We start from the raw sequence: 17323 nt of genomic DNA, 5'->3' as shown, positions 1-17323 counted from the left end.
CCCCTACTCGGAGACGGCGGTGACGGTGCCGACGCCCTTGCTTCGCCCCTCGCGGAAGACGAACCGCTGTCCCTCCTCGATCAGGTAGGGGCGGAACTTGAACTCGATCGCCGTGGTCCCGCGGTCTCCGGGGAGGAGGTGACCGCCCTCGGGTCGGAAGACGGCCGCCTCGCTGATCGTCTCCAGGTGGACGACGGGTTCGTACCCCGTCCCGATCCGGGTGGGGTGGTTGAGGACGACCACCTCGGCCTCGAACTCGCGGACGGGCGTGGGGTCGGCGTCCGCGGGCAGGAGGACCATCCCGCGCTCGATCTCGGCCTCGGCGACCCCCTTGAGCGCGATGCCGACGATGCGCCCGGCCTCGGCCCGGTCGACCCGGTGGTAATGCATCTCGATGGAGCGCACCTCCACCTCGCGGAAGGAGCCGTCGGTCATCGGCCCGAGGAGGAGGTCGTCGCCGGCCTCGACGGTCCCGGAGTTGACGGTGCCGGAGGCGACGGCGCCGACGCCGGTCACGGAGTACGTCCGGTCGATGTACATGCGGAAGTCGCCGCCGCCGCCGGTGGTCTTGGGCAGGCGCTCGAACAGGTCGTCGAGGGCGTCAAGCCCCGTACCCGCGACGGCGCTGGTCCGGAGGACCGGCACCACGTCGCCGATCTCCTCGGCGGCGGCGCTCACCCCGTGGCGCTCGATCCGGAGCGGCGTCTCCTCGACGTCGCGGAGGAGCCGTTCGACGGCGCGTTCGACCTCCTGGACGCGCTCCTCGCCCACGAGGTCCGTCTTCGTGATGGCGACCATCGTCGGCAGTTCCGTCGCGAGCAGGATGCCGAGGTGTTCCCGGGTGGTCTTGGTTGGGCCGTCGTCGGCGGCGACGGTCAGGAGGCCGTAGTCGAGTTTCTGCCCGACCAGCCCCCGGATGGTCGTCCGGAGCCACGGCTCGTGACCCACCGTGTCGACGAACGAGACCAGCCGATCCGACTCCTCGACGACGCGGGCACGGTCCGACTTCCGGTGGGGGTTGTCCATCCGCACCGGGCCGTCGCCGTCGAACCCGTACACCGCATACGAGAGGTCGGCCGAGAGGCCGCGTTCGACCTCGTGGGGCTGGACGTCGAGATACGAACGGGTGCCGCCCTCGCCGTCGTCGGCCTGTCCCGTCACCAGGGTGCCGACGAGCGTGCTCTTGCCGTGGTCGACGTGACCGGCGGTGCCGACGACGATGTGGGTGTCGTCGGTGTCGAGGATGGCCCCCTCGCGGATCGTCGCCACGCCCACCAGCCCGTTCTCGTCCTCGCGACCCACGCCCCACGTCTCCACGTCCTCGATGTGGGCGCCCGCCTCCTCGGCGAGCAGGGAGAGAACGTCCATCGACTCGGAGAACGACGCCGGTTCGATGCCGGCCACGTGGCCGTCGTCCGTGACGCCGACGACGTAGGTGGCCTCGCCGTCGCCCGACAACACCCGGTGGCGCAACTGCGCCGCCAGGCTCTCCATCCGCCCATCGACGAGGTGGACGTCCCGGGAGAGACGCTCCTTGAACTCGATTGGGCCGCCCTCCTCCTCGCCGCGCTCGAGGGCCCGGTCGAGCAGGGCCCGATCGGCGGTCATGGGGCGTGATAGGCGACGACTCGGCAAAACGCTTTCCGTCGTATGGGTATTGTTGTCACACGGTGTCCCGGAGGGGGTGCCGCGACCGGATCCCGGCGGGCCGCCGGACGGGCGGCGGGAGACGGCGACTCCGGGTCAGTCGGTGAGCGTCTCGTAGGCGCGGTTGACCCGCTTGAACGCCTCCTCGTCGCCGCCCTCGGTGTCGGGATGGACCTCCTTGACCTTCGTCCGGTAGGCGCGACGCACCGCGTCGTCGCTCGCGCCCGGATCGAGCCCCAGCGTCTCGTAGGCCTCCCGGCGGCTCTGGCCGGCGTCGGAGGCGGTACCGGCGGTCCGACGGCCACCCGACCCCTCAAACGGTCCCGACGCCCCGCCGGCCGTCGCGCCGAAGCCGCCGGGGGGTGTCCGCCGGGCCCGTCGCCGGGTGCGCTCCGCCAGTCGGCCCGTCGCGTGGGTCCACATGATGTACGTCGTCGCCGCGAAGGGCAGGGCCAGAAACAGCAGGAACAGCTGCCTGACGAAGGCGAGCACCACCAGTACCACGGTGACGCCGGCGAACACCGCCGCCAGGCCGAGCACGAGTCGATCCCGGTCCACGTCACCGAGTCGGTCGCCCACCGTTGTAAGCGTCTCGCCCGGGGCGGCCGTCGCCGAGCGCGCGACGCGGCGAAAGGTTCAGGGCGATTCGCCGACGAGGGGAAATCGATATGTCCCTCCACGTCGGCGCCGCCCTGAAGAGCGGCGGCTATCGGCTCGCCAGCCGCACCGGCGCGCTCCTCACCGTCGGCTACCTCGTCCTGTACGCCGTCTACCAGACCGGCTTCAACGTCCTGATGAACGCGCTCTACGCGCGTGCGGGCCTCGACGCCGAAATCCCCGCCCCCGTCGCCCTTCCGCTGCCGGCCGCGGCGGCCGTCGTCGCGGCCTGCCTGCTCGTGCTCACGTACCTGAGCGTCGTGGCCATCCGCACCTTCGTCGCCGGGGAGCGCGACGCCATCCCCGGCGAGTTCTGGACCGACGGGGTGGCGTGGGCCGTCGCCAACCTCCTCGTCGGCGGCCTCGTGACCACCGTCCTCCTCACGGTCGGCTTCGCACTCCTGCTCCTCCCCGGTCTGGTCCTGCTCGTCGGGCTGGTGTTCATGGCGATGTTCGTCGCCGTCGAGGGCGAGAACTTCGTCACCGCGATGCGCCGAAGCTGGGCGCTCGCCCGCGGCAACCGCTGGTCGATCCTCGGCCTCGTCCTCGTCGTCGCGGCCGTCGGCCTCGTGATCGGCGTCGCCTTCGGCGCCGTGAACGTCGCCCTCTCGCTCGCCGGCCTCGGGAGCCTGACGCCCCTGCTGGCCGCCGTCCTCGTCGCGCCGATGACGATGTACAACGTCGCGGCCGTGGCGGCGGCCTTCGACCAGCTCCGGAGCCGACCCACAGCCTGAAGCCGCGAAGCGCCGTACACCCTCGCATGAGCGTGACGACCATCTGTCAGGTGTGTGAGGCGGCGACGGCCAGTCACACCTGCGACGGCTGCGGGGCGTCGGTCTGTGCCGACCACTACGACCGGGCGACCGGACTGTGTTCGACCTGTGCCGCGCGGGCCCGCGGCGGGGGCGCCTGATTACCGGTACTCGTTGAGGCGCGCCTTGAGTCGCTTCGCCGCCTCGCCCGCGGCTCCGAAGTAGGCGGCCTCGGCGTCCCCGGACTGCGAACGGGAGCCCTGCTCACCGGCGAAGATGATCCCCCGCGAGGAGTTGACGAGGCCCACCCCGTCCGCGAGGCCGTACTCCACGGCGGCCTCGGCGTCGCCGCCCTGTGCGCCCACGCCGGGGACCAGGAAGGGGAGGTCGGGCACCTCGGCCCGCAGCGTCTCCAGTTCCTCGGGCGCCGTCGCGCCGACGACCAGCCCCACGTTTCCGTTCTCGTTCCACAGGTCCGCGAGCGCCGCCACCCGCCGGTAGACCGGTTCGCCCGAGGCGAGTTCGAGGTCCTGGAGGTCCGCGCCACCCGGGTTCGAGGTGCGACAGAGGACGAACACGCCCGCCTCCTCGCGGGAGAGGAACGGCTCCAGCGAGTCCCGACCCATGTAGGGGTTGACGGTGATCGCGTCCGCGGCGTCGAGCAGGTCCGCGTACCGCCGGGAGGTGTTGCCGATGTCGGCGCGCTTGGCGTCGAGCAGGACCGGGACGTCCTTGCCGTGCGCGTAGGCCACCGTCTCCCGCAGCGCCCGCCAGCCGTCGGCGTCCTCGTAGAACGCGGCGTTGGGCTTGTAGCAGGCGGCGTGCTCGTGGGTGGCGTCGATGATCCGGCGGTTGAACGCCCAGCGCGGCAGGTCACGGTCGGCGAGGAAGTCGGGGATCCGATCCGGGTCGGCGTCGAGGCCGACGGAGACGACGCTGTCGACGCGGTCGATCCGCTCGCGCAGGCGGTCGAAGAAGGCGGTCATGGGTGGACTGGTCGGGGCGCGGAGTTATACGGTTTATTATAACCCAGTACCGGTGGTTCGCCGAGACGATCCGGCGAACCAGCGGTAACCAGGTACAATACTCCGTATGAGGGTTATCGTCCGTCGTACACCACCGCGCCGTCGACGACGGTCAGCGACACGTCGACGGCCGCGATGTCGTCGCTCTCCCACGGCGACTCGTCGAGGGCGACCAGATCCGCGCGCTTGCCCGGTTCGACCGTCCCCAGCCTCCCCTCGTCGAACCCCGCGTAGGCGCCGCCGAGGGTGTACGCCCGCAGCGCCTCGGTCACGCCGAGCCGCTGGGACTCGGTCGGCGCGCCGACGGCGTGCGCGACGCCGGCGAGCGGATCGAGGGGCATGCAGTCGCTCCCGAACGCGAGGTGGACGCCCGCGTCCGCGAGCGCACCGAGCCGGTTCGTCCCGGTCCGCCGGTCACCGAGGCGGTCGGCGTACAGCCCCGACTCCCCCGCCCAGCGGTGGAAGTTGGGCTGGACCGAGGCGACGACGCCCAAATCCGCCATCCGGTCGATGGCCTCGTCGCTCGCGAGTTCCGCGTGTTCGATCCGGTGGCGGGCGCCGGCGGGGTCGTCGGCGTCGCCGAGGGCGGCCACCACCTCGTCGACCGCCTCGTCGCCGATGGCGTGGGCGGCGACCTGGAAGCCCGCCGCCTCCGCGTCGTCGAGCAACGCCCGGAACTCGGCGGGCGGCACGGTCCACTCGCCGCGTTCGTCCGGGGCGTCCGCGTAGGGGTCCGAGAGCCTCGCCGTCCGCCCACCGATGCTGCCGTCGGTGAACGTCTTGATCGCCCCCACCCGGACCAGGCCGTCGCCGTGGCCGGTCCGCAGCCCCGTCTCGACGAGGGCGTCGAGGTGGTCCGCCCAGTAGTTGAGGCGGACCCGCAGCGTCAACTCGTCGGCGGCGGCGAGGTCGCGGTACACCGCCGGCGCGTGCGAGCGCCGCACCATGTCGTGAACCGCCGTGACCCCCTGCTCGTTCGCGTACGCCTGCGCGGCCCGGAGGAGTGACTCGGTCCCCGACTCGTCCGGCGCGAGGGCGTCGAGGACCGCCGCCGCCCCCCGCTCGACGACCACGCCCGTCGGCTCGCCGCCCTCGCGGCGGACGCTCGATTCGGGCAGGTCGTCGCCGAACCGCTCCAGCGCGGTCGAGTCCAGCGAGACGACGTGGAGGTCCTCGCGGACGGCGACGACGGGGCCCGCGGCGTCGACGGCGTCGAGGGCAGTCCGGGTGAGGTAGTCGTGCTCCCCCCACGCGCTCTCGTCGTAGCCGAACCCGAGGACCGGGTCGCCGGCGTCGACGGCGGCGGCGCGTTCCCGGAGGGCGTCGAGCGCCTCGGCCCGGCTCTCCGCCGCCGAGAGGTCGGCGTTGACCAGCGTTCGGCCCACCACCTCTAGGTGGGTGTGGGCGTCGACGAAGCCGGGCAGGAGGACGCGACCGTCCAGGTCGACGACCCGGGTGTCGACGCCCGCGAGAAAGTCGAGTTCGTAGGCGTCGCCGACGCGGACGATCCGGCCGTCGCGGACGGCGACCGCCTCGGCCGTCTCGTCGGGGCGCGCCAGCGTGTGGACCTCCGCGTCCGTCAGGAGGAGGTCGACGGCATCGGTCATGCCGGATGGCCGCGGGCGAGTGACGTAACGCTTGTCCCTACCGCCGCAGTCTCCGGACGCCGTAGGCGATCCACTCGGCGCCGTAACAGAACACGCAGCCCCGGAACCGGGGTCGCGTGAGGTCTTCCTCCTCGGCGTCGGCGTCGGCGTCGGCGTCGGTGGTGGCGGCCATGGTCGGACGTTCGACCGGAGCGACAAACCCCCGAAGCGGTCGTGTGCGAACCGCGCGCAACCGCCTACGGCGCGTAGTAGTACTCGCCCTGTCGCTTCTGCTCCCGGTCGAGTTGGCTGTCGGGCTTGTTGATTCGGGGGCGGCCCGTCCGCTCGTCGCGCCGGAACGTGATGTCGAGGTCCGCGAGGAAGTCGTTCATGCCCGAGCGCATGTCCTGTGGCGTCGAGGCGTGACCGTGCGCGGCGGGTTCGCCGTCGAACACCATCAGGCGGTCGGCCAGCAGGTCGATCATGTAGATGTCGTGGTCGATGACCATCGCGGTGGCGTCGTGGTTCTCGGCGTAGCGCCGGATCGCGGTGGTGGCCTGCACCCGTTGCTCGACGTCGAGATGTGCGGAGGGTTCGTCCAGCACGTAGAGGTCGGCGTCCTCCGAGAGACAGGCCGCGATGGCGACCCGCTGGCGCTCCCCGCCCGAGAGGTCCGTCAACTGCTGTTCCATGATCCGCTCCAGTTGCAGGGGCTTCGCGATCTCCGTGTTCCAGAAGGAGGTGCCGAAGTCGTCGGTGATCGAGGAGAGGAAGGTGTCGACCCGCATCGGCTGATCCACCTCGACGTACTGCGGTTTGTACGCGATGTCGAGGCGGAACTCCAGGTCGCCCTCGTCGGGGTCCAGCGAGCCCGCGAACAGTTTCGCGAGCGTCGACTTGCCGATGCCGTTCGGCCCGACGACGCCCAGCACCTCGCTCTCGTAGATGGTCCCGCCGTCGACGGACAGCGAGAACTCGCCCTCGCCGTAGGATTTCGTCAGGTCGGGGTAGTCGATCAGCGGCGATCCGGTGGTCGACTGTCGGGGGGCGTGTTCCTCGAACGTGATCTCGTCGGGGCGGATGCGCATGTTCTCGTTGTCGAGGTAGCCCCGGAGGTACTCGTTGATGCCGTTGCGGACGGACTTCGGGTCGGTGACGACGCCGTACGCCCCCGGTTCGCCGTAGGCGACGTGGAGGCGATCGGCCAGCAGGTCGAGGACGGCCAGGTCGTGTTCGACCACGAGCATCGAGCGGTCCTCCTCGTCGGCGAGTTCGCGGACGAGTCGGGCCGCCGCGACGCGCTGCCCGATGTCGAGGTAGGGAGTGATCTCGTCGAGGAAGTAGAAGTCGGCGTCGCGGGCCAGCGTCGCCGCGAGGGCGACCCGCTGGAGTTCGCCGCCCGACAGCGTGTCGATGGACTGGCCCATCACCGGCCGGATCGACAGGCGGTCGACGAGTTCGTCGACGACGCCCCGTTCGTCGGTGCCCGCCAGCAACTCGCGGGTCTCGCCGTCGAACTGGTCCGGGATCCGGTCGACGTACTGGGGTTTGCGGGCGACGCGCACCTCGTCGTTCATCAGGCGTTCGAGGTAGCTCTGGAGCGCCGTCCCGCGGTAGCGGTCCAGCACCGTCTCCCACCCCGGTTCGTCGTCGTACCGACCGAGGTTGGGGACCATCTCGCCCGCGAGGGCGTGGACCGCGGTGGACTTCCCGATGCCGTTCGGGCCGAGCAGCCCGGTGACCGTCCCCGACTCGGGCACCGGGAGGCCGTACAGCGCGAAGGCGTTCTCGCCGTAGCGGTGGACCGGATCGTCGTTCAGTTCGGAGGGGAGGTTGATGATCTCGATGGCGTCGAAAGGGCACTTCTCGACGCAGATGCCGCAGGTCTCGCCGAGACAGAGCTCCTCGGAGATGCTGATCTGGTCGGGGCCGCCGTCGTAGAGGTCCGGGTCGCCGTGGCGCTCCTCCAGCGTGACGATGCACTCCTCGCCCGTCCGGTTGGGGGGACAGAAGTTCGCACACTCGTAGTTGCAGCGGTCGGGCTGACACCGGTCCAGGTCGACGACCGCGATGCTGTCGTCGGCCATGTTAGAGGGAGGCGCCGGTGGTGAGGAGGATCGCGAACGTGATGAACCAGAGCGAGAACGTCATGAACGCGATGTAGAGGTGGTCCTTGGCGCCGAAGTCGGAGACGTCGACGCCGACGGCCTTCAGCAGTGGGTACTGGCCGGCGACGGCGGCCACCAGAAAGGCGAGCGCCCGAACGTCACTCGCCGCTTCGGGGCCGGTCCCGACGACGACGCCCGCGGCGACCGCGGCGAGGAGGCCGCCGAGGCAGGCGAGCGTGGTGACGGTCACCCCACGGACGTGTCCCGTGAGTCCCGTCTGCGTTTCCGTAGCCATACGGAACCCTCCGGCACCGGGCATCAAAAGGCGTTCGATACGGGGAACCCGGCGGCGCCGTGTACCCGCGCCTCTCAGGACGTGTTCGCGTACAGCCGCGACACCTGGTCGCCCGACAGCGCGGTGCCGTAGATTCGCAGGTCCGCCAGCTTTCCAACCAGCAGGTCGTACCACGCGGGCGACTCGGTGCCGTACCAACTGCCGATGGTCTCCTGTGCCCAGTACGACGAGTTCGTCGGACTGGCGGCGTCCATCCCGTCGTCGTGGAACCGGCGAGCGCCGTCGACGTAGGCGGTCAGCGAGCCGTTGGGGACGGCGACGAACGCGACGTGGTGCCACTCGCGGGTCGACACGACGAGGTCGTCGTCGGTCCGGTCGACCGTCGCGTACCTGCTGCCGCTCTGGCCGGAGACCGTGAAGGTGAGTTCCACCGCGCCGGCGGCGTCCGCGGGACGGGCCGAGAGGTTGTACTCCGCGTCCTTCCGGAAGAGGTGGTGGATCGGGGACGTGCCGTCGGCGTCTCGGGCGCCGGTCGGGCGGTCGAAGTAGACCCAGGTCGCAACGGTTCCCGGGCCGTGGTCGGGGGAGAGAATGCTCAACTCGGCGTGTGCCCCCGAGGAGACGATGACACCGACCGACCCGTCGAACGCCGCGGCGGGGCGGCCGTCGAACTGCCCGAACGCCGCCTCGCCGCGCCGGGCCTCGGCGTGGTTGTCGCCGACGGCGTCCCGAAAGCCGCTCCGGAGGGGCCAGCGACTCGTCAACTGGTCGGTGGCTACCGAAGCCGAGACCGGGTCGGCTCCCGGGGTCGCCGTACGGGTGGCCGTCCCGCGCGGCGTCGTCGTCGCGTCGCCGCCGGTCGCCCCGTCCGTGGCGTCGGCGGACGCCGAGGACGGGTCCCCGGTCGAGCCGTCCGGGGAGGGGGCGGGTCCCGTAGCCCCGTCGTCGGTCGAGAGCCACCAACCACCGAGGCCGAGGACGCCCGCACCGAGCACCCCGAGCGCCGTGCGGCGGGTCGGGGTCGCCGACCCGGTCCCTCCGTCGTCGGGGTCGGTGGGTGCGGACGGAGCGGGACCACCCCCCGGCGCCCCCGTCCCGCTGGCCGCTCCGTCGGTCCCGGACGCGACCGCCTCGAACAGCCGGTCCAGTTCCTTCCGGAAGCCGACGACCGTCTCGTACCGGTCGGCTTTCGCCGGCGCCAGCGCCCGCAACACGGCGTCGTCGACGGCCGGGGGGAGAGCGGGGACGACCGCCGACGGCGGCTCGGGGCGACCGTGTAACCGCTCCCGCGTGACCGGGGCGTCACCCCCCTCGAACGGCGGTCGTCCCGTCAGTAGCGCGTAGACGAGCGCGCCGAGTTGGTAGACGTCGGTGTAATCGTCGGGGTCGCCGAACCGCTCGGCGTCGAACTGTTCGGGGGCGGCGTACCGCGGCGAGAACCCACCGACCGAGCCCGAGCGGTCCAGCAGGTGTTCGGCGAGCCCCCAGTCGGTCACCTTCGGGTAGTCCCACGTCCCCGGGCCGGTCTCGAACAGGAGGACGTTGGACGGCTTGACGTCCAGGTGGGCGACGCCGCGGCGGTGTCCGTGCCGGATGCCGTCGGCGACGCGGCCGCCGACCCACAGCGCCTCCGCGGGGTCGACCCCGCCGAGCCGACCGGCGAGCGTCCCGGCGCCGGCGTACTCGAGGGCGATCCACGGCACCGGCGTCGTGTCCCACGCGTGGACGGTGACGACGTTCGGATGGTCGTCGAGGGCACTCCAAGTCTCGGCCTCGTCGTGAAACGTCTCGAGGAGGTGGCTGTGGACCGTCCCGTCGAACCGCGGTTCCTTGACTGCGACCCAGTGTCGCTCGCCGTCGTGTGTGACCGACGAACGATACACGTCGGCGTCGCCGCCGCGGCCGATCCGCTCCCGGCCGTCGAGGTGGGCGTACTCGAAGTCGGGGAGTGCGGGTGCCGACACCGGTTCCGGAATCCGCGGGTCCGCGTCGGGGTCCGTCATCCGTGTCCACCCGACGTTCGTGTCCGTTCGATAATAAAAGGCGGGCGTGGCCGCCGGCACCCCGGTCGGTGAACATTTATGCCGGTGGCCCCGCTTTCCTTACACGATGGCTGGAACTGAAGAGGAGGGTCTGGACGACCTTCCCCCGAGCGCGAAACTGGTTTTCAAGGTCCTCGAATACAACGGGTCGCTGACCCAGAAGGGGATCGTCGAGGAGTCGATGCTGTCGGCCAGGACGGTCCGGTATGCGCTCGAACGGCTGGAGGACATCGGCGTCGTCGACGAGGACGTCTACTTCGCCGACGCGCGGCAGAACCTCTACCAGCTCAACGAGGCGGCGCTGTCGAAGGAGGGCGGCGAGGCCGACGCCGCCTGCGTCGAGTGCGACTAGGCCGGAACGACCGTGATCCGCCGTTTGTGGTCGATTGCGTCCTCGAGTTCGTCCGCGATGGCGCTCCCGCGTGACACCTGAATCTCCCCGCCACGGCCCACCGTCGCGGTGAAGAGGTAGTCGCCGTCGGCCCGCACCTCGACGGTCTGGCCCACCTCCGCGGCGTCGGCGGCGTCGACGACGACGTGTCTGGAGGTGACTTCGGGAGTGACGACGGTCCCCTCGCGGTCCCGGGAGCCGCCACCCGTGCCAGTGCCACCGCCCGATCCACCGCCGGACGGCCGTTCGTCGAGCGTCCGCACGTCGATGTCGATGCCGAGGCGGTCCTCGACGTCGCTGATCCGCCCGCCGCCCTTGCCGATCACGGCGGAGATGTCGTCCTCCTCGACGTAGACGACGGCCTCGTTCCCGCCCTTCAGTTCGACCTGGACGTGGCCGCGGGCGATGGAGCGAATCTCGCGTTCGACCTCCTTGCGCGCCAGGCGGGAGACCCCCGTCTCGCTTCCCTCGTCGCCGTCGAGGGGGACGGTCACGACCTGTCGGTTGAACGTGTAGATCTCGTAGGCCGGCTTGCCCGTCTCGAAGTCGGTGATCTGGATGACCGGACGGGCGAGGTCCTCGGCGGTCAGGCCCTCGGGCACCTTCACCTCGGTCTCCACGTCGTAGACGGTGTCGACGCTGCCGGCCTCGATGAACACCACCGTGTCGACGACCTGCGGGATCATGCCGAGTTCGACCCGGCCGACCAGTCGCTGGAGCGCGTCGATGGCGCGGGTGGCGTGGACGACGCCGACCATCCCGACGCCGGCGAGGCGCATATCCGCAAAGACCTCGAAGTCGTCGGTCTTTCGCACCTCGTCGTAGATGGTGTAGTCCGGACGGACCAACAGCAGGGAGTCGGCGGTCTTGGCCATGTCGCCCCCGAGCGCCGTGTACTGGGTGATGTCGGGGCCGACCTGCAGGTCGCGGGGTTTCTCCATCGTCTTGACCGCGTTGTCGTGGTCGGAGAGGAACTCCGCGACCGCCTGGGCGAACGTGGACTTGCCGGCGCCGGGCGCCCCCGAGATGAGGACCCCGCGCTGGCGCTCCAGCAGCCGATCCTTGAGGTCCTCGGCGAACTCGTAGTCCTCCAGGTCGGTCTTGACGATGGGGCGGACGGCGGTGATCTCGAAGCCGTCGGCGAAGGGCGGGCGCGCGACCGCGATGCGGTACGAGCGGTACTGGACGATGCTCATGCCGGGTTCGTCGAGTTCGACGAAGCCGTCGGGGCTGGCACGCGCCGTCTCCGCGACGTCGTGGGCGAACTCCTTCATCTCCGCCTCCGTGGTCACCTCGTCGCGGATGACCTCGTAGTGCATGTCGCCGATCTCGCCGCGCTTGGCCTTGGGCTTCGACCCCGCGCGGAGGTGGACGCTCATCGTCGTCTCGTCGAAGAAGGACTCGATCTCCAGCCCCTCGGCGTCGCGGCCGCGGGGTTCGACGTACTCCACGTCGAGGCCCTTCGCCCGACTCACCTCCGCCTGCACGACGTCGCTCGTCAGGAGCGTGGCGCCGAGGTCGGCGGCGGCGTCGCGGACGATGGCGTCGATTTCGCCCTCGTCCGCGCTCCGCTTCTGCCCGGCGTCCGGGCGGTGGCCGTGGTACTCGACGGTCACCGCGCCCTCGTCGGCCAGTTCGACCAGTCGCTGGAGCTCCTCGATGCCCTCCCAGCCGGTGTCGTGGCCCTCGTTCGCCTGCCACTCGAGTTCGCCGACGACGGCCTCGGGGACGGTGACCGTCGCCCCCTCGTAGGCCCCCGACTCGACGCGTTCGGACACGCGGCCGTCGATGACCGCGCTCGTGTCCGGTACGACGTTCATGGGCGATTTCGGGGGGCGAGACGGATAAGGGTATTCAAGCGGGGGCCGCCGAGCGGCCGGGTATAAGGCGCCGGCCGCCACACGACTCGTCCATGAGCGACGTTCCGGATCTGACGCGCCGGCTGGTCTCGATCCCCAGCCACGAGGACGAATCGGCGGCCGGCGACGCCATCGAATCCTGGCTCCGCGAGGAGACGGACGCGACCGTGGAGCGCGACGGGAGCGGCAACGTGATCGCTCGGCGCGGATCGGGCCCCCGGTCGCTCGCGCTCGTCGGCCACCACGACGTCGTGGCGCCGGCGGACGAGCAGACGAGTGACGGCGAGTACGCCATCGAGGAACGCGACGGGCGCCTGTACGGCCGCGGGACCGCGGACATGAAGGGCAGCCTCGCGGCGGCGATGGTCGCATTCCGGGACGCCGACCTCGGGTCGCCGGACGCCCCCGCCGACCCGGTCGACGAACTCGTCTTCGCCTCCTTCGTCGGCGAGGAGGAGGGCGGCGTGGGCGCCCGCGCCGCTATCGACGACGGCTTTCGCCCCGACTACGCCGTCGTCGGCGAGGGATCGACGGGCTACTCCGCGCCGGGCGTGACGGACGTCGCCGTCGCCCACAAGGGCCGACGCGGGAGCACGATCCACGCGAGCGGCGAGAGCGCCCACGCGAGCGAACCCGAAGCGGGCGAGAACGCCGTCTACCGCGCCTGCGACGCCGTCGACGTGGTGCGTGACCTCGACGTCCCCGAGACGACGGTCCTCGGGCAGGAACTGCGGGGAAGCGTCGCCGTCACCGAAATCGAGGGGGGGTCGGCGTGGAACGTGATCCCCGAGGCCTGCGAGGCGACGGTCGACGAGCGGACGGTGCCCGGCGAGCGAGTGGCCCTGGAGCGAGTGGAGTCCGTCGCGGGCGTCGAGTGGCGCGTCGATCAGGACCTCCCCCCGATGGCCTGCGACGACGCCGCCTTCGCCGAGACGGTCCTCGCGGCGGCGACGGACGCCCAGGACGGGACGCCGGAGCGGGTCGCCAAGCCCCACGCCACCGACGCGGGGTGGCTGGCGGCCGCCGGCACCACGTGCGTCGTCTGTGGCGCCGCCGAACCGGGCGAGGCCCACACGGCCACGGAGAGCGCCGACGTCGAGGTTCTGGACCGGTGCGAGCGCCTCTACCGGCGGGTCGCCGAGGCGCTGGTGGGGTGATCCACCTCGCCGACGCGCTCGCCGCGGGACGGCGCTACGCCTCGCCGTCCAGTCGCACCACGTGGTCGGCGCGCTCGCGGAAGGCCGCCAGCGTCCGGCGCTCCGCCCGCGAGACGGGATCGGAGCCGACGATTTCGTCGGCCTCCAGCGCGTTCAGGACGGCCACCTCGGCGCCGGCGCAGTAGTCGAGCAGGCGGGCCGGGTCGGCGTCGGGCGTCCCGAAGGGGATGGTGGCGTCGTTGACGAAGACGGCGCGGGGGTCCGCGGGCGCGGCGTCGAGGAGTTCGGCGGCGCGGCGGGCGTTGTCGGCGGCGAGGTCGGCCGCCTCGGCGTCGGAGTCGGCGGTCGCCCGCGGCGCGTGCGCGTCGAGGACGCCCCGCCACACGCCCGCCGGCGGGGTGACGAAGCGGTCGAGGCGGCCGCCGAGGACGCGGTCCTCGCGCTCCACCTCGGGGGCGAACTCGAGGACGACGACCCCCTCGGTCCCCTCCCGGTCGAGCCACGCGGTCAGCGCGTCGGCCGTCAGGCGGGTCTTGCCGACGTTCGAGGGGCCGACGATCAGGGTCGTCCCCGAGAGCGGGACGTCGGTCACGCGCCGAATTCGTCGCGGGCGTACTTGCCGCCGAGGCCGACCGTGGCGACGCCGAGGGCGACGGCGAAGACGAGGACGAATCCGGAGAGGGAGCCGACGCCGCCGGCGACCTGCTCGCGGACGAAGTTGGCGGCGAGCGCGCCCGTCACCAGCAGGAGCGCGACGCCGCCGGCGTTCGCGAGCGTCGAGTTGCGGTCCGGAACGGCCCCCGAGTTGAGCAGGTAGAGGACGACGGCGATGGCGAAGGGGGTTCCGACCGTCCCGAGCGCGAGGACGAGGACGAGCTGGCCGAGGACGGCGCCGCCGATGAACGCGCCGGGCGCGGAGAGGAGGGCGACGGCGACCAGGAGGCCGCGGTAGCGGTCGTCCTCGATGGTGGTCCCCCAGCCGAGTTTGTCCGCCAGCAGGAAGGGCGGGACGATGGTGTTGCCGCCGAGGGTGGAGACGGCGGCCCCCCAGAGGCCGAGCAGGAACAGCCACTCCGCGCTCGGACCGACCAGCGGGCCGAGCGCCTGGGCGGCGCCGACGGCAGAGAGGTCGCCGGAGGTGAGGACGCTGGCGGTGACGAGGAAGATGGCGAGGGAGTAGACCCCGAAGGCGACGAGCATCGACGCCCCGACGTCGAAGGTGGCGGCGTCGTAGTCGTCGCGGGTCCAGCCCCGCGAGCGCATCGTGTAGGAGTGCATCGTGATGAGGGTGATGTGGACGGCGCCGCCGAGGATGCCCGCGGCGACGAGGGCGCCGCCGGCGGGGACGCTGGGGACGAGACCGGCGACGGCCGCGCCGGCGTTGACGGGGACGACGAACAGGCTGGCGACGAAAGCGACGACCACGAGCGAGACGAGGAGTTTCGCCGCGAGTTCGAGGAACCGATACCCCCGGCCGGCGAGGCCGGCCGCGAGGACGAGCGCCCAGGCGACGCCCCAGATCCGGGCGTCGACGCCCGTGATCGTCGCGGAGACGGTGGCGACGGTCTTCATGATGACGAGTTGGGCCACGCCGGCGGCGACGACCGCATCGGCGACGAGCAGCCACGCCCAGGTCTCGCCGAGGTGGTCCTCGACGACGGCGACGATGCCCCGCTCGGTCAGGAGGCCGAGCCGCATCGCGAGATACTGGGCGAGCGCCCCGGCGCCGGCGGAGAGGACGACCACCCACAGGAGTTGGTAGCCGAACGCCGCCCCGGCGGTGACGAGGCTGGCGATGGTCGCCGGGCCGGCCGCGATGGCGCCGGCGACCCACGAGGGCCCCATCTCGGAGAGGTACCCCTCGATCCGCGCGGTGACGTCCGGCGAACGGCCCACGTCCGTGTCGGTCATGCACCCCGGTCGTCGCCTCGCCCGTATAGGTGTTACCACTCCGTGGTATCACCCGGGGACGTCACGGGGTTGATTACGTCGCGGGCCGAGGTCCGAGCATGAGCGACACGGTGCCGGCCGCCTACGACGACCTGCTCGACCGGGTGGGTCGCGTTGCGAACGTCTCGCACGCCGAGGAACTGCTCTCCTGGGACCAGCAGGTGATGATGCCCGAGGAGGGGACGCCCGCCCGGTCCAGACAGCTCTCGGCGCTCTCGGCGGTGCGCCACGACCTGCTCACCGACGACGAACTCGGCCGACTGCTCGACGAACTGGCGGCGAGCGAACTGGACGGCGACCGCCGGGCGGTCGTCCGCGAAGTGCGGCGGGAACGGGAGCGCGCCGTGTGCGTCCCCACGGCCCTGGTCGAGCGGATCTCCGCGGCGTCCTCGGAGGCGCTGACGGCGTGGCGCGAGGCGAAAGCCGAGGACGATTTCGACGCCTTCGCCCCCCATCTGTCGGAACTGATCGACCTGAAGCGGCGGTACGCGGACTGCGTCGATCCGGACCGGGATCCCTACGAGGTGCTGTTCGAGGAGTACGAACCCTGCCTGCCCCTCGATCACGCCGAGGCCGTGCTGACCTCGCTCCGGGAGGCGGTGGTGCCGCTGGTCGACGACGTTCGGGCCTCGGAGGCGGACCTCGCGACCGACGCCTTCGCGGGGGCGTTCGCGGCGGAGAAACAGGAGGAACTGATGCGTGAGACGCTGGATATCCTCGGCTACCCGTGGGAGCGGGGCCGCCTCGATTCCGCCCCGCACCCGTTCTCGACGGGGACGGCCTACGACGCCCGGATCACCACCCGCTACGACGAGGACGACCCCATCGGCGCGCTGCTCTCGACGGTCCACGAGTTCGGCCACGCGACCTACACGCTCGGCCTACCGGACGACGCCTACGGGACGCCGCTGGGCGAGGCACGGGACCTCTCGATCCACGAGTCACAGTCCCGTCTGTGGGAGAACCACGTGGGCCGGTCGCGGGCGTTCTGGGAGGGGTTCCTCCCGCGCGTGGTCGAGGCCTTCCCGGGCATCGGCGACCCGAGCGTTCGCGAGGCCTACGAGGCGGTCAACGCCGTCGACCCCGCGAACCCCATCCGCGTGGAGGCCGACGAGTTGACCTACCACCTCCACATCGCCCTCCGGTTCGAGATCGAGCGGGACCTGATCCGCGGCGACCTGGACGTGGCGGAGGTGCCCGCCGTCTGGAACGAGAAGATGGAGTCCTACCTGGGCGTGCGCCCGGAGACGGACGCCGAGGGGTGTCTGCAGGACATCCACTGGTCCCACGGCAGTTTCGGCTACTTCCCGACCTACTCGCTGGGGAGCGTGATCGCCGCGCAACTGTTCGACGCCGCCGAGCGGGAGATCGAGGGGCTCGACGGCCGGATCCGCGAGGGGGAGTTCGACCCCCTGCACGAGTGGCTGACCGATCGGATCCACCGCCACGGCAAGCGCTTCGAGACGAACGAACTCGTCCGGCGAGCGACGGGCGAGGACGTGTCGGCCGACGCCTTCGTCGACTACGCCACCGAGAAGTACGGGGAGCTGTACGGGCTGTAGCCTCGGGGCGTGTCATCACGTCACAATTACCCACACCAGTACTCCTAAGTGATGGTATGTCGTACCATGGTGTGTATGGCAGCCGGACCCAGCGAACACGACGACGAACTGTTCGACCAGTTCCTCGCGGACAACGGCCACGAGACCACACCGGTACGCTGGGAACGATCCTATAACAAGCTGCAGTGCCCGGACTGTGGGGCGCTGCACGAGGAGTCGGCCGCCGACTGTTCGGTCTGCGGGTGGGACCCGGCGTCCTGACCGGGCGGCCGAACGAGCGAGCCACGCCGTT

At 71.4% G+C, this 17323-nt stretch carries 17 protein-coding genes; 6 read left to right on the top strand and 11 right to left on the bottom strand.

Annotated features, from left to right (window positions below):
- Nucleotides 1-3: 3 nt before the first annotated feature.
- Both NBT67_RS14085 and NBT67_RS14080 read right to left on the bottom strand, forming a co-directional pair.
- A complete protein-coding gene (locus NBT67_RS14085) occupies nt 4-1608 on the bottom strand; it encodes a GTPBP1 family GTP-binding protein (RefSeq protein ID WP_251342396.1) in 1605 nt (534 codons plus the stop codon).
- A 135-nt stretch (nt 1609-1743) separates the two neighbouring features.
- Nucleotides 1744-2205: a J domain-containing protein gene (locus NBT67_RS14080; protein WP_251342395.1), complete on the bottom strand. Its 462-nt coding sequence runs from the start codon at nt 2203-2205 to the stop codon at nt 1744-1746.
- Nucleotides 2206-2315: 110 nt separating this feature from the next.
- On the opposite strand from NBT67_RS14080, the gene NBT67_RS14075 reads away from it, so the two are divergent.
- Both NBT67_RS14075 and NBT67_RS14070 read left to right on the top strand, forming a co-directional pair.
- On the top strand, nt 2316-3038 hold the full coding sequence (locus NBT67_RS14075; RefSeq protein ID WP_251342394.1) for a DUF7847 domain-containing protein: 723 nt from the start codon (nt 2316-2318) through the stop codon (nt 3036-3038).
- A 26-nt stretch (nt 3039-3064) separates the two neighbouring features.
- Nucleotides 3065-3217: a hypothetical protein gene (locus NBT67_RS14070; protein ID WP_251342393.1), complete on the top strand. Its 153-nt coding sequence runs from the start codon at nt 3065-3067 to the stop codon at nt 3215-3217.
- Here NBT67_RS14070 and pyrF read toward each other — a convergent pair whose 3' ends face one another.
- From pyrF to NBT67_RS14045, 6 genes are all read right to left on the bottom strand, one after another.
- Entirely contained in the window at nt 3218-4042 is an 825-nt protein-coding gene (pyrF, locus tag NBT67_RS14065) for an orotidine-5'-phosphate decarboxylase (protein WP_251342392.1), read from the bottom strand.
- A gap of 113 nt (nt 4043-4155) precedes the next feature.
- Nucleotides 4156-5688: an amidohydrolase gene (locus tag NBT67_RS14060; RefSeq protein WP_251342391.1), complete on the bottom strand. Its 1533-nt coding sequence runs from the start codon at nt 5686-5688 to the stop codon at nt 4156-4158.
- Between the two features lie 37 nt (nt 5689-5725).
- A complete protein-coding gene (locus NBT67_RS18035; protein ID WP_256474655.1) occupies nt 5726-5860 on the bottom strand; it encodes a hypothetical protein in 135 nt (44 codons plus the stop codon).
- Nucleotides 5861-5924: 64 nt separating this feature from the next.
- The gene (locus tag NBT67_RS14055) at nt 5925-7754 is read right to left on the bottom strand and encodes a ribosome biogenesis/translation initiation ATPase RLI (protein ID WP_251342390.1); all 1830 of its coding nucleotides are present in this window, start codon (nt 7752-7754) and stop codon (nt 5925-5927) included.
- 1 nt (nt 7755) lies between these two features.
- The gene (locus NBT67_RS14050) at nt 7756-8070 is read right to left on the bottom strand and encodes an EMC6-like membrane protein (RefSeq protein ID WP_251342389.1); all 315 of its coding nucleotides are present in this window, start codon (nt 8068-8070) and stop codon (nt 7756-7758) included.
- Between the two features lie 74 nt (nt 8071-8144).
- Nucleotides 8145-10073, bottom strand: coding sequence for a protein kinase domain-containing protein (locus NBT67_RS14045; protein ID WP_251342388.1), 1929 nt, complete (start codon nt 10071-10073; stop codon nt 8145-8147).
- Nucleotides 10074-10179: 106 nt separating this feature from the next.
- Between NBT67_RS14045 and NBT67_RS14040 the strand changes: the two genes are divergently transcribed.
- Nucleotides 10180-10464 (top strand): winged helix-turn-helix domain-containing protein, encoded by a 285-nt coding sequence (locus NBT67_RS14040; RefSeq protein ID WP_251342387.1) that lies wholly within the window; start codon nt 10180-10182, stop codon nt 10462-10464.
- Here NBT67_RS14040 and NBT67_RS14035 read toward each other — a convergent pair.
- Nucleotides 10461-12323, bottom strand: coding sequence for a PINc/VapC family ATPase (locus NBT67_RS14035; RefSeq protein WP_251342386.1), 1863 nt, complete (start codon nt 12321-12323; stop codon nt 10461-10463). The two genes, NBT67_RS14040 and NBT67_RS14035, sit on opposite strands and share 4 nt — an antisense overlap.
- Before the next feature lie 92 nt (nt 12324-12415).
- Between NBT67_RS14035 and NBT67_RS14030 the strand changes: the two genes are divergently transcribed.
- Nucleotides 12416-13519, top strand: a complete 1104-nt coding sequence (locus NBT67_RS14030) for a M20 family metallopeptidase (protein ID WP_251342385.1) — start codon at nt 12416-12418, stop codon at nt 13517-13519.
- 34 nt (nt 13520-13553) lie between these two features.
- Here NBT67_RS14030 and NBT67_RS14025 read toward each other — a convergent pair whose 3' ends face one another.
- The gene (locus NBT67_RS14025; protein ID WP_251342384.1) at nt 13554-14111 is read right to left on the bottom strand and encodes a hypothetical protein; all 558 of its coding nucleotides are present in this window, start codon (nt 14109-14111) and stop codon (nt 13554-13556) included.
- Entirely contained in the window at nt 14108-15430 is a 1323-nt protein-coding gene (locus tag NBT67_RS14020; RefSeq protein ID WP_425498884.1) for an NRAMP family divalent metal transporter, read from the bottom strand. Before NBT67_RS14020 ends, NBT67_RS14025 begins: the two co-directional genes overlap by 4 nt.
- A 98-nt stretch (nt 15431-15528) precedes the next feature.
- On the opposite strand from NBT67_RS14020, the gene NBT67_RS14015 reads away from it, so the two are divergent.
- A complete protein-coding gene (locus NBT67_RS14015) occupies nt 15529-17031 on the top strand; it encodes a carboxypeptidase M32 (RefSeq protein WP_251342383.1) in 1503 nt (500 codons plus the stop codon).
- Nucleotides 17032-17106: 75 nt separating this feature from the next.
- On the top strand, nt 17107-17292 hold the full coding sequence (locus tag NBT67_RS14010) for an HVO_0416 family zinc finger protein (protein ID WP_251342382.1): 186 nt from the start codon (nt 17107-17109) through the stop codon (nt 17290-17292).
- The last annotated feature ends 31 nt before the right edge of the window (nt 17293-17323 follow it).

This window comes from Haloplanus sp. GDY1, assembly GCF_023703775.1.
GTDB lineage: Archaea > Halobacteriota > Halobacteria > Halobacteriales > Haloferacaceae > Haloplanus > Haloplanus halophilus.
This window is presented reverse-complemented; position numbering and strand designations above follow the sequence as displayed.

Bases quoted from the DNA above. Each gene is read 5' to 3' on its own strand.
- NBT67_RS14030 (WP_251342385.1), top strand. From the start codon at position 12,416: ATGAGCGACGTTCCGGATCTGACGCGCCGGCTGGTCTCGATCCCCAGC.
- pyrF (WP_251342392.1), bottom strand. From the start codon at position 4,042: ATGACCGCCTTCTTCGACCGCCTGCGCGAGCGGATCGACCGCGTCGAC.
- NBT67_RS14055 (WP_251342390.1), bottom strand. From the start codon at position 7,754: ATGGCCGACGACAGCATCGCGGTCGTCGACCTGGACCGGTGTCAGCCC.
- NBT67_RS14040 (WP_251342387.1), top strand. From the start codon at position 10,180: ATGGCTGGAACTGAAGAGGAGGGTCTGGACGACCTTCCCCCGAGCGCG.
- NBT67_RS14070 (WP_251342393.1), top strand. From the start codon at position 3,065: ATGAGCGTGACGACCATCTGTCAGGTGTGTGAGGCGGCGACGGCCAGT.
- NBT67_RS14060 (WP_251342391.1), bottom strand. From the start codon at position 5,688: ATGACCGATGCCGTCGACCTCCTCCTGACGGACGCGGAGGTCCACACG.
- NBT67_RS18035 (WP_256474655.1), bottom strand. From the start codon at position 5,860: ATGGCCGCCACCACCGACGCCGACGCCGACGCCGACGCCGAGGAGGAA.
- NBT67_RS14015 (WP_251342383.1), top strand. From the start codon at position 15,529: ATGAGCGACACGGTGCCGGCCGCCTACGACGACCTGCTCGACCGGGTG.
- NBT67_RS14045 (WP_251342388.1), bottom strand. From the start codon at position 10,073: ATGACGGACCCCGACGCGGACCCGCGGATTCCGGAACCGGTGTCGGCA.
- NBT67_RS14035 (WP_251342386.1), bottom strand. From the start codon at position 12,323: ATGAACGTCGTACCGGACACGAGCGCGGTCATCGACGGCCGCGTGTCC.
- NBT67_RS14075 (WP_251342394.1), top strand. From the start codon at position 2,316: ATGTCCCTCCACGTCGGCGCCGCCCTGAAGAGCGGCGGCTATCGGCTC.
- NBT67_RS14085 (WP_251342396.1), bottom strand. From the start codon at position 1,608: ATGACCGCCGATCGGGCCCTGCTCGACCGGGCCCTCGAGCGCGGCGAG.
- NBT67_RS14050 (WP_251342389.1), bottom strand. From the start codon at position 8,070: ATGGCTACGGAAACGCAGACGGGACTCACGGGACACGTCCGTGGGGTG.
- NBT67_RS14020 (WP_425498884.1), bottom strand. From the start codon at position 15,430: ATGACCGACACGGACGTGGGCCGTTCGCCGGACGTCACCGCGCGGATC.
- NBT67_RS14010 (WP_251342382.1), top strand. From the start codon at position 17,107: ATGGCAGCCGGACCCAGCGAACACGACGACGAACTGTTCGACCAGTTC.